This is a genomic window from Streptomyces sp. TAA204 (assembly GCF_000424965.1).
The window spans coordinates 178,548-189,866 of record NZ_AUKW01000014.1 but is presented as its reverse complement, the minus strand read 5'-3'; the positions used below and the strand labels follow the sequence as shown (position 1 = coordinate 189,866).

Sequence of the window (11,319 nt, the reverse complement as noted above, 5' to 3'; positions counted from 1 at the left end):
CAGGTCGCCGAGTGGGACGTGGCCTCCGACCCCGCGGCCGTGGCGGGCGTACGGGCCGACGTCACACGGAAGCTGGAGGAATGGGGACTGGAGGACGTCGGCTTCGTCACCGAACTGATCCTCAGCGAACTGATCACCAACGCCATCCGCTACGGCACCGGCCCCATCCGCGTACGCCTGCTGCGCGACCGCGCCCTGATCTGCGAGGTCTCCGACACCAGCAGCACCTCACCCCACCTGCGCTACGCCGCCACCACCGACGAGGGCGGACGCGGCCTCTTCCTCGTCGCACAGTTCGCGGAACGCTGGGGCACCCGCTACACCGCCGAAGGCAAGGTCATCTGGACCGAACAGGCACTGCCCGGTGCGGAAGACAGCACGCCGAACGGCCGGGGGCCGACCGGCCGTTGAGCCGCACGGACGGTGCCTTGCCCGGACAGGGCTCTGTGCTACCGCCGCGCGCGCTCCGCACGGCTGGAATGTATCCGCTTTGTATGCCCGCCTCCTTGAATCGCCCGGTCATCCGACGACCCGAGGAGAATCATGCAAAGACGTCTTCGCCGGACACTGATCGCCGCGAGCGCGGCCGCGGCCACCGTGGTCCTGGTCCCGACGACCGTCGCCGCCACCCAGGGCGGCTCGCCCGAGGCGAAGCTGACCGCACGGCCCGCCTTCAAGATGCCCTTCCTGTGCGGCCAGAAATGGCTCGGCAGCAACTGGAAGGGCCACAGCCCCGGGCATTCGATCGACTGGAACCACTACAACTCCGCCGGTAGCCCGGACGACCTCGGCCGCCGCGTGTTCGCCAGCGCCGGGGGCAAGGTCCTCGCCTCGTACTACTCCACGGGCGACGGCTACGGCAACACGATCGTGATCGGCCACGGAGACGGCTGGCGGACGCGTTACGCCCATCTCAAGACCCGTGCCGTCCAGAAGGGCGACAAGGTCAAGGTGGGCCAGAAGATCGGCCAGGTCGGCAAGTCGTCCGCGATCTACGACATGTCGCCGCACCTGCACTACGAGCAGATGCACAACGGGCAGACCGTGGTCTCGGTCATCCAGGGCGTCAGGTGGAACGACTACCTCAAGCGCTACCAGACCAGCAAGAACAGGTGCTGAGCAGCACCAGCTGGGGACCGGGTGCTGAAGGGTGCTGACAGGCACCCGAGCCCTGTCGGTGACGGCCGCCACGACCGCGGACGCCGCCACCGCGACACCGAAGCATCTGCCGCCGGGCCGCGCGCGGAGGGACGGCTCGACGGCGGAAGGTACAGGAGTCGCGGTGGCCACCTCGGCCGGTGTGCTGAGCACACCGGCCGGAGCCTCAACGGGCCTCAGACGCATGGGCGTTCACGGTGCGCGCGGGCGTTCACGGGGCGGGCGTGCACCGGCACGGTGAGGAGCGGGCACATCGGGCCCGCCTGCCCGCAGCACGGGGAGCGGCGGGCGGCGCCCCGTGCGGCCTCAGCGCAGCGCCCGCAGCTTCGCGTCCACGAACTCGGCCTGGTCACGGGCTTCCAGCCGGCGCCACGTCGACAGGGAACGGTGGAAGTAGCGCCGCGCGGTCTGTTTCCGGCCGGTCGCGTGGTGCAACTCGCCCAGCAGGCACGCCACTCGCGCCTCGGCACGGCGGTCACCCAGCTGCTGCTGCACGGCGAGCGCGCCGGTCAGCAGCGCCGACGCCTCTCTCTCGTTGCCCTGGCGCAGGCACAGTTCGCCGATGCTCTGCTGCACATAGGCCGCGCAGTGCGTGTCGGCCAGGTCGTCGAAGATGCCGAGCGCCCGCTCCAGTTCGGCCTGTGCCATGTGCGGTTCGCCGCGCAGCTCGTGCAGTTCGGCGATTCTGCGGCGCACCTGCGCCTCACGGTGCCGGTCGCCGACGGTGCGGGAGAGTTCCAGCGCGCCGTCGAGCCACCCGGATGCGGCCTGCGGGTGCTTGCGCTCCAGCCACACCGAGGCGATGGCGTTGTGGGCGACGGCCTCGCCGTGCCGGTCGCCGGCCTTTCCGAAGGCGTGCAGCGCGTCGACGAACGCCCCGAGCGCGGCGTCCAGTTCACCCACGACCCGGTGGACGGACCCGGCTCCGGATGCCGCGACGGCCTCGCCCGGCAGATGCCCCAGCGCGGCGAAGAGCGCGCGCGAGTGGTCGAACGCCTCGAGCGCGTCTGCGTACCGGTCCTGGTAGAGGTGGAGCTGGCCGAGGTTGCGCAGCAGGGCCGCCGCCCGTACGTCGGAAGGGTCGGGCATCGCGTCGAGCACGAGCTGATGCGTCCTGAGCCAGTCGCCGTAGTAGCCGCGCATGTCGAAGAAGCTCGCCAGCTCGATCGCGAGATCGGCGGCCCGGGAGACCTCACCGAGCCGTACCGCGGAGTCGACGGCGGCGACGAGGAGCCGGCGTTCGCTCTCGAACCATTCCACCGGACGGGCACTCACGGTGCCCGTGAGTGCGGACGCCGGCCCGGTCAACGGTGCCGGTTCGCCCAGCACGCCGAGAAAACGTGTGGGCATGGCCGAGTTCGCGGAACGGGCGATCGCGGTGAGGGCGTCGATGACCCTCAACTGCCGCCGCACGCGCACTTCGGTGCCGTCGATCCCGGCCAGCTCCCGGGCGTAGCAGCGCAGCAGGTCGTGCATGCGGTAGCGCTGGAGCCCGAGGCCGTCCGTTCCCACCACCTCGACCAGATGCTCGTCGAGCAGTGTCTCCAGCGCCCCCGCGGCCTCCTCGGCTTGGCCCATGGCCACCTCGACGGTCCATCCCGCGACCGCGTCGTCGCCGAGCTGTCCGAAGGCGCGGAAGACCCTCGCCGCCGGTTCGGGCAGATGCCGGTAGCTCAGTTCCGCGCCGGCCCGTACCTCCATCTCGCCGGTGCGGAGCTGGTCCAGCCGTCCGCGCTCGTCGTGCAGGAAATCGGCCAGCGTGCCGACGGTCCAGCCGGGACGGTTCGCCAGCCGGGCACCCGCGATCCGCACGGCCAGCGGCAGCGAGCCGCAACCGGCGAGCACCCGGTCCACGTCCGCCTCCTCCGGGCGCAGCCGCTCCGTTCCGACGATGGCGCCGAAGAGCGCCCGTGCGTCCTCGCGTTCCATCACGCCCAGGGGCGAGTGGTACGCCGGCAGCCCGGGCATCCGGCGGCGTGAGCTGACGAGCACCGCCGATCCGCCCGTGCCCGGCAGCAGGGGACGCACCTGAGCGCCGCCGGCGGCGTCGTCGAGAACGATGAGGAACCGGCGCTGCGCCAGACGGGAGCGCAACAACGCGGCCCGCTCGCCCAGTTCACCGGGGATGGTGCTGTCGATGACCCCGAGGCCGCGGAGCATCTCGGCCAGGACGTCGGCGGGATCACGCGGCTGGTCGCTCGTCCCGCCCAGGTCGACGAAGAGCTGACCGTCGGGGAAGGCATCGCGCACACGGTGCGCCACATGAACCGCCATCGTGGACTTCCCGCACCCCGGGGGCCCCGAGACGACCGCGACGACCGGCTGTCTGCCGGCCGCCGACAACAGCCGCTCCAGAACGGCGATCTCCTCGGCGCGGCCGGTGAAGTCCGGTACGTCCATGGGCAGTTGGCACACCGAGGCGGGCGCCGCGGTACGGCGCCGGCCTGCGTAGCCGTTGACCTCCTCCCCCACAGCGCGCAGGGGCTCGCTCGGTTCGATGCCCAGCTCGGCGGCGATGATCCTCTCCGCCTCGGCGTACGCGGAGCGGGCCTCGGTGGTGCGGCCCGAGTCGTGCAGCGCGTGCACGACCATCCGCCACAGGTCCTCCCGCAGCGGATCCTCGGCCAGCCGGGACCTCAGATCGGCCACCAGCGACGCGTAGTCCCCCAGGCGCAGCCGGACCTCCAGGCACTCGTCCACCGCGACGGACCGCAGCCCCTCGATCCTGGTGATCGCCGGGTCCCACACCACGCTGGAGGGCACGTCCTGCAGCACGCCGCCGCGCCAGAGTCCCAGCGCCGACTCGTATCCGCGCAGCGCGGCGGCGTCGTCGCCCCGGTCGCGCTCCGCGCGGGCCCGGTCCAGTCGCTCTTCGAAGAGCAGCATGTCGACGTCACCGGGGCCGACGTCGAGGGCGTAGCCCGAAGGCTCCGTCCTCAGCCCGTCGGTGGCGACGCCCGCGGCCGACAGCGTCTGCCGCAGCGTGCGCACGTAGGTACGGACGTTGGCGACGGCGGACCGGGGCGCGCCGCCGGGCCACAGGACTTCCGTGAGCAGGTCGAGCGAGACGAACCCGCCCGGCTGCAACAGCAGCGTGGCGAGCACCGCTCTCGGCTTGGGCCCGCCCAACCGGACCGGGACACCGTCCGCACTCACCTGGAGCGATCCCAGCACCCCGAACGTCGGCTGCTCCCCCATTCAACGCCTCCGCGATGATCCGCAGTTGCGGCGCAGCGTACCGGTGCGCGAAGCACGCCGAACAGGGTTTCGGGAGAGGTCGCCCACCGTTGCGTCCACCCGCGCCGCCGCCGGCGACCGGACCGCCGGCGACCGGACCGCCGGCGGCACACTCAACCGGTCGGCGTGCAATGTCCGTCCGGGGAACGCGGCATGTCCCGGCCTCCGGCCACAACGCGTTTCGGGCCGCGCGCCGGGGTCACCGCCGGAAGTCCGCGGGCGCCGGGGCAGTGCGCCCTGTCGGCCGCCTGCCGGGAGAACGTAGGATCGGCTGATCACCGCCGCGACGGGAGACAGGAAGCCGGTGCGAATCCGGCACGGTCCCGCCACTGTGACCGGGGAGCACCCCCCTTGTGAGGGCCACTGCGCGCCGCGTGGGAAGGCCGGGGGAACGTCGATCCGGGAGTCAGGACACTGGCCCGTCGCGGATCCGTTCCGAGGAGCGCGGACTCCCCAGGAGGCTTCACGTGTACGACGGCACGCCCCGTCCTGTCTTCTTTCCCCCTTCCCGTCCGCGCCGCCGTGCCCTGCGCACCGCGGCGTCGGCCCTCGCCCTGTCGGCGACGCTGCTGACCGCCTGCGGCGGCGCTTCCTCCGGTCCGGCCCACGGGGACCGGAATTCCGGCGGACCGGCGGCAGAGGGCTTCCCCGTCACCGTCGACAACTGCGGGACCCGCACGACGTACGACAAGCCGCCGTCCCGCGTGGTCACCATTCACCAGCATCCGGCCGAGCTGATGCTCTCCCTCGGCCTGGGGGAGCGCATGGTGGGCACCGCCTTCCCCGACTCGGCCGTGCTGCCCGAACTCAGGAAGGAATACCGGAAGGTCCCCGAGATCGCGAAGAAGGAGCCCTCCTTCGAGACCGTCCTGAACGCCGAACCGGACTTCGTCTACGGCGGCTACGGCAGCGCGTTCGCCCAGAAGGAGGGCCGTTCGCGCGACGCGTTCGCCGACGCGGGCATCGACACCTACCTCAACCGCGAGTACTGCGGGAAAAAGAAGGTGTCGATGGAGGACACCTACGAGGAGATCCGCACCATCGGTGCGATCTTCGGTGTGCCGGAACGTGCCGAGAAGCTGGTCGCCGACCTGCGGGGCCGCATCGAGCGGACGGGCCGTGCGGTCGAGGGCACCTCCCGCGTGCCCGTGTTCGTCTACGACAGCGGAGAGAAGGCGGCGTTCACCGCCGGCGGCAAGAGCCTGGGGACCGAGATCATCCGGCGTGCCGGCGGCCGGAACGTCTTCGCCGGCCTCGACGACGTCTTCGGTGACGTGTCCTGGGAACAGGTCGTCGCCCGCAAGCCCGAGGTCATCGCGATCTACGACTACGCGGGGGCCGGAAGCGTGGAGCGGAAGAAGAAGTTCCTGCTGTCGCGGCCCGCCCTCGCGGACGTTCCCGCGGTGAAGAACGAGCGGTTCGTGGTGCTGCCGCTGACCGCGACACTGGTGGGCGTGCGTCCCCCGTACGCCGTGGAGGACCTGGCCCGCGGACTGCACCCCGAGCGGTTCCGGTGACGGCCCCGGCCGCGGTGACACCCGCCTCGCGCCCGTCCACTCCGACCACGGCTCCCCGCGAACGCCTACGGGCGCGGTCCTTCGCCCTCGCCCTGGCGGTGCTCGCGGTCCTGCTCGTGATCTCGGTGACGGTGGGCCTGGCCGTGGGCTCGGTGCATGTGCCGCCCGGCGAGGTGTGGGGGATCGTCACCCACCGCCTGGGCGCCGGGTGGCCGGACCCTGTCTGGTCGCGGGCGCGCGAGACGATCGTCCTGGATGTGCGGGGGCCGCGGGTGCTGCTGGGGGCGGTGACGGGGGCGGGGCTCGCCGTGGTGGGGACCGCCATGCAGGCTCTGGTGCGCAATCCGCTCGCGGACCCGTATCTGCTGGGGGTGTCCTCGGGGGCGTCCCTCGGCGCCGTCGCCGTGATCGTCTTCGGTGTGAGCCTGTTCGGGCCGGCATCGCTGTCGGCCGCCGCTTTCGCCGGGGCCCTGCTCACGCTGTTGCTCGTCTACACCACCGCGCGGACCGGCGGCCGTATCACCCCGGTGCGGCTGGTGCTGTCCGGTGTGGCGGTGGCGGCGGTGCTGAGCGCCGTGATGAACCTGCTGCTGCTGACCACCGACCGCGGCAACGAGGCGCGTGCCGTCCTGGCATGGACGCTCGGCGGCCTCGGCGGCGTTCAGTGGTCGACGCTGTGGCTGCCCGGCGGCGCGCTGCTGCTGGGCATCGCCGTCCTGCTGGTGCACGCCCGGTCGCTGAACCTGCTGCTGGCGGGCGAGGAGGCCGCCGCCACGATGGGGCTGGACGTGGCGCGGTTCCGGGCCCGGATGTTCGTCCTGCTCTCCCTCGTCACGGGGGTTCTGGTCGCGGCGGCCGGGCCGGTCGGTTTCGTCGGTCTCATGCTGCCGCACATCGTGCGGCTGTTCGTGGGCGGCGACCACCGCGCGGTGCTGCCGACAGCCGCGCTGGGCGGAGCGGTCTTCCTCGTGTGGGCCGACATCGCCGCCCGTACGGTCGCCGCCCCGGCGGAGATCCCCGTCGGTGTGCTCACGGCGCTGTGCGGCGGGCCGTTCTTCCTGTGGCTGATGCGCCGCAACGCCCGGCGTGACACCGGCCGGGGGGTGGGATGAAGAGCGCGACCGGACTCGACGTCGAGCACGTCACGCTGACCGCGGGCGCCCGCCATCTGGTGCGGGACGTGTCGCTGGAAGCCCGTCCCGGTGAGGTGATCGGCCTCGTCGGCCCCAACGGCAGCGGCAAGTCCAGCCTTCTGCGCGCCGTCTACCGCGTGCTGCGTCCCGAGACCGGCTCGGTGCGTGTCGACGGGTCGGACGCCTGGTCGCTGTCCCCACGCCAACTGGCCCGGACGCTCTCCGCGGTGGTGCAGGAGTCCGGCGCGGACTTCGACCTGACGGTGCGTGAGGTCGTCGCCATGGGCCGCACGCCGCACAAGCGTCTGCTCGACGGCGACACCGCGAGGGACGCCGGTCTCATCGAGGCGGCCCTGGCGTCGGTGGACACGGCCGAACTGGCCGGCCGGCCTTTCGAGCACCTCTCCGGCGGCGAACGCCAGCGCGTGCTCATCGCCCGTGCCCTGGCCCAGGAGCCGAGCCTGCTGGTGCTCGACGAACCGACGAACCACCTCGACATACGGCACCAGCTTGAGGTGCTCGGCATTCTGCGGCGGCTGCCCGCGACCGTCCTGATGGCGCTGCACGACCTCAATCTGGCCGCCTACTACTGCGACCGTCTCTACGTCCTGCGGGAGGGCGAGGTCACCGCGTACGGGCCGCCCGCCGAGGTGCTCACCCCCGGGCTGCTGGAGGACGTGTACGGCGTGGCGGGCGAGGTGACGGTCCATCCGCGCACCGGGGCGCCGCAGGTGACCTTCCTGCCCGGCGAGGAGGCTCACACCGGACGCGGCGGGTCCTGACCGCAGCGGCCCGGCCGGTGCGGGCCCGGGCCGGCCGGGCAGCACGGCGGGCAGCTCGTCCGCGACGGACGGCCGGGACGGCACGGACGCACGGGATGCCCGCGACACACGGGACACGCAGGACGGACTCTCAGCGTCGTTGCCGCAGGCCCAGGTCGTGCACGTAGCCGGGGTAGGGGTCGTCGCCGACCTCGGCGAGCCGGGCACCGATACCCCGTGCGGCATCCAGTACAGGGGGAGCCAGCCGGTCCAGCTCCAGCGCCCCGGAACGGACGACCACGCCGACGGCCGCGACCGGTTCACCCTCCACCAGCACGGGGCCGGCGACCGAACAGCTGCCCAGCGTCATCTCCTCACGCGTCGTGGCGAACCCGCGCCGCCGCGTGCGCCGCAGCTCGCGCCGCAGCCTGCCCGGCTCGCGGATCGAGTACCTCGTCGGGCGGTCCAGCTCCCGGGCCAGCTGCTCGTCGATGTCGGCGGACGTCGCCCAGGCGAGCAGTGCCTTGCCGACGCCGGTCGTGTGCAGCGGCAGCCGTCCGCCGCTGCGGGAGATGATCGGTACCGACCGGTGGCCGGTGAGTTTCTCCACGTACAGCGCCATCCCGCCGTCGCGTACGGCGAGATGGACGTTCTCCCGTGTGGCCTCGTACAGCTCCTGCATGAACGGCATGGCGGTGTCGCGCAGCCGCGTGTGCAGACCGCTCAGCAGTCCCAGCTCCAGCAGACGCAGCCCCACTCTGTACGTGCCGTCCTCCTCGCGCTCCAGACCGCGCCAGCGGGTCAGCTCGCCGACCAGCCTGTGGGTGGTCGCCAGGCTCAGCTCCGCGCGCCGGGCGAGCTCGGTGAGGGTCAGCCGCGGGTGCCCGGAGTCGAAGGCGTCGAGGATCGCCAGCATGCGTGACGCCACGGTCCGACCGGGCTGACTGCTGTTTCCGGCCATACGGCTTCCGCTCAGTGAAAGACGATGCTGTGCCTGGAGTGTGCCACGCACCATGATGTCGGTCACCCCGACAAGGAGAAACACCATGTCGTCAACGTCCCCGCAGCCCTCCCCCGCCGCTGCCGGCACGGGAGCCCCACGCGCCGCCGAGGGCGGTTTCTGGCCGGTCCTGCTCTGCTGGCTCGCGGTCGCGCTCGACGGGTTCGACCTCGTCGTACTCGGAGCCGTGATCCCCACCCTCACCGAGACGGAGGCGCTCGGCTTCGACTCCGCCTCGCTGACGACCGCGGCCACGCTCGGCCTGGTCGGCGTCGGCATCGGCGCGGTGGCGATCGGTCCGCTCACCGACCGTTTCGGCCGGCGGGCGAGCCTGCTGGTCTGCATCGGAGTCTTCTCCGTGCTGACTCTCGCGATCGCGTGGGCCCCGAACATCGCCACGTTCGTGGCGCTGCGCTTCCTCAGCGGCCTGGGCCTGGGCGCCTGTCTGCCCACCGCGCTGGCGTACATGACCGAGTACGCACCGCCGGGCCGCCGCGGCTCGGCCGTCACGCGGATGATGACCGGCTACCACGTGGGCGCCGTGCTCACGGCCCTGCTGGCGATCGTGCTCATCCCCCGCCTCGGCTGGGAGGCGATGTTCGTCTTCGGCGGCGCGGCCGGACTGCTGACGCTGCCGCTGATGTGGGCCAAGCTGCCGGAGTCGGAGGCGTTCACCGAGGCGCGCGGCAAGGCCGCCTCCCCCGCCGAGCCACCGGTACGGCCCTCCGCCCTCATGCGCGGACGGCTGCTGCGCGTGAGCATCGGCATCTGGGTCGCCTCGTTCATGGGCCTGCTCCTGGTGTACGGCCTCAACACCTGGCTGCCGCAGATCATGGGCGCCGCGGGCTACTCGGTCGGCGCCTCGCTGGGGCTGCTGCTCGCACTCAACCTCGGCGCGATAGCCGGTCTGCTGCTCGCCGGGCGGGTTTCGGACGCCCACGGCAACAAGCGCACCGTGCTGCTGTGGTTCGCGGTCTCGGCGGTCTTCCTGGCGCTGCTGTCGGTGAAGATGGAGTCAACGGCGGTGGTGTACGCGGCGGTCTTCCTCGCCGGTGTGTTCGTCTTCAGCGCCCAGGTGCTGGTGTACGCGTTCGTCGGGCACCTCTTCGCCGCCGAGGTGCGGGGCACCGCCCTCGGCCTGGCCGCGGGGGTGGGACGCCTCGGTGCGATCGTCGGGCCGTTCCTCGGTGGCCTGCTGGTCAGCGCGGGGATCGCCTACCCGTGGGGTTTCTACGCCTTCTCCGTCGCGGCCGTCCTGGCCGTACTGTCACTGCTCGCCGTGCCCGCGTACCTGACCAGGAGCGGCTCATGAGGACGACGCGCACGCAGGTGGTGATCGTCGGGGCCGGGCCGGCCGGGCTGCTGCTTTCGCACCTGATGGACCGTGCCGGCGTCGAGTCGGTCCTGCTGGAGAACCGCAGCCCCGAGTACGTCCGCGGCCGCATCCGCGCCGGCATGCTGGAGCACTCGACGGTGGAGCTGCTCAGCGAGGCGGGCGTCGGTGAGCGGCTCAAGCGCGAGGGCATGGAGCACCGCGGCATCCATCTCCAGTTCCCGCACGAGCGGCACCACATCGACTTCCGCTCGCTCGTGGACCGTTCGGTGTGGGTCTACGGGCAGACCGAGATCACCCGTGACCTGATGGAGGCGCGCTCCGCCGCAGGGCAGCAGACCCACTACGAGGTCGGCGACGTCGCCCTGCACGACATCGGGGGTGACAGCCCCTCGGTGACGTTCCACGACGCGGAGGGCACTCCCCACCGCGTCCACTGCGACGTGATCGCCGGCTGCGACGGCTTCCACGGCCCCGCACGCCGGAGCATCCCCGAGGACGCGCGCAGCTCATGGGGACGGGAGTACCCCTACGCGTGGCTCGGCGTCCTGGCCGACGTCGCCCCCTCCACCGACGAGCTCATCTACGCCTGGCATCCCGAGGGTTTCGCGATGCATTCGATGCGCTCGCACTCGGTCAGCCGTCTCTATCTGCAGGTCGCCCCGGACGAGGACGCCGCCGAGTGGTCACACGAGCGGATCTGGGACGCGCTGGCCCGCAGACTCGGCCACGGACAGGACGGCTGGCGGCTCCAGCCGGGGCCGATCACGGAGAAGTCGGTCCTGCCCATGCGCAGCTTCGTCTCGACGCCGATGCGGTACGGCCGGCTCTTCCTCGCCGGGGACGCCGCGCACATCGTCCCGCCGACCGGCGCCAAGGGCCTGAACCTCGCCGTGGCCGACGTGGCTCTGCTCTCCCGGGCGCTGGTGGCCCTGCTGCGCGAAGGCGACCCCCGCCCGGCGGACGAGTACACCGACACGGCGCTGCGGCGGGTATGGAGGGGCACGCACTTCTCGTGGTGGATGACCAGCATGCTGCACATCACCGGTGACCCTTTCGACGCGCAGCTGCAACGCTCGCAACTGGAGTGGGTGGTGCGCTCCAGGAGTGCCGCGGCCGGATTGGCCGAGAACTACGCCGGACTTCCCATCGGCTACTGAGCCCTGGGCCCGGACGTGTA

At 72.1% G+C, this 11,319-nt stretch carries 9 protein-coding genes and 1 riboswitch; of the genes, 7 read left to right on the top strand and 2 right to left on the bottom strand.

Features of this window, described 5'->3' with window-relative positions; all coding sequences use genetic code 11:
• Nucleotides 1-411 (top strand): ATP-binding protein (locus tag H343_RS0119480; protein WP_028432523.1); only part of this gene is annotated, 411 nt, incomplete at its 5' end.
• 132 nt (nt 412-543) lie between these two features.
• Nucleotides 544-1,119 carry a M23 family metallopeptidase gene (locus H343_RS0119475; protein ID WP_037904342.1) on the top strand — a complete coding sequence of 192 codons (576 nt, stop codon included), beginning with the start codon at nt 544-546 and terminating at the stop codon, nt 1,117-1,119.
• A 345-nt stretch (nt 1,120-1,464) separates the two neighbouring features.
• Here H343_RS0119475 and H343_RS0119470 read toward each other — a convergent pair whose 3' ends face one another.
• On the bottom strand, nt 1,465-4,356 hold the full coding sequence (locus tag H343_RS0119470) for a BTAD domain-containing putative transcriptional regulator (RefSeq protein ID WP_028432521.1): 2,892 nt from the start codon (nt 4,354-4,356) through the stop codon (nt 1,465-1,467).
• 310 nt (nt 4,357-4,666) lie between these two features.
• Nucleotides 4,667-4,832: riboswitch (cobalamin riboswitch) on the top strand.
• Nucleotides 4,833-4,862: 30 nt separating this feature from the next.
• Here H343_RS0119470 and H343_RS0119465 point away from each other — a divergent pair.
• Genes H343_RS0119465 through H343_RS0119455 form a run of 3 tightly spaced genes read left to right on the top strand, consistent with a single transcriptional unit; the run spans nt 4,863 to nt 7,827 of the window.
• Entirely contained in the window at nt 4,863-5,912 is a 1,050-nt protein-coding gene (locus H343_RS0119465; protein ID WP_028432520.1) for an ABC transporter substrate-binding protein, read from the top strand.
• Complete coding sequence (locus H343_RS0119460; RefSeq protein WP_028432519.1) at nt 5,909-7,024, top strand: iron ABC transporter permease; 1,116 nt, start codon at nt 5,909-5,911, stop codon at nt 7,022-7,024. Before H343_RS0119465 ends, H343_RS0119460 begins: the two co-directional genes overlap by 4 nt.
• The gene (locus H343_RS0119455) at nt 7,021-7,827 is read left to right on the top strand and encodes an ABC transporter ATP-binding protein (RefSeq protein WP_028432518.1); all 807 of its coding nucleotides are present in this window, start codon (nt 7,021-7,023) and stop codon (nt 7,825-7,827) included. Before H343_RS0119460 ends, H343_RS0119455 begins: the two co-directional genes overlap by 4 nt.
• Nucleotides 7,828-7,957: 130 nt before the next feature.
• Here H343_RS0119455 and H343_RS0119450 read toward each other — a convergent pair whose 3' ends face one another.
• Nucleotides 7,958-8,734 (bottom strand): IclR family transcriptional regulator, encoded by a 777-nt coding sequence (locus H343_RS0119450; RefSeq protein ID WP_486586962.1) that lies wholly within the window; start codon nt 8,732-8,734, stop codon nt 7,958-7,960.
• A 118-nt stretch (nt 8,735-8,852) separates the two neighbouring features.
• On the opposite strand from H343_RS0119450, the gene H343_RS31590 reads away from it, so the two are divergent.
• Nucleotides 8,853-10,118: an MFS transporter gene (locus tag H343_RS31590; protein WP_078505910.1), complete on the top strand. Its 1,266-nt coding sequence runs from the start codon at nt 8,853-8,855 to the stop codon at nt 10,116-10,118.
• Nucleotides 10,115-11,299 carry a 4-hydroxybenzoate 3-monooxygenase gene (locus tag H343_RS0119440; RefSeq protein ID WP_028432516.1) on the top strand — a complete coding sequence of 395 codons (1,185 nt, stop codon included), beginning with the start codon at nt 10,115-10,117 and terminating at the stop codon, nt 11,297-11,299. The genes H343_RS31590 and H343_RS0119440 overlap by 4 nt, the downstream gene beginning before the upstream one ends.
• The last annotated feature ends 20 nt before the right edge of the window (nt 11,300-11,319 follow it).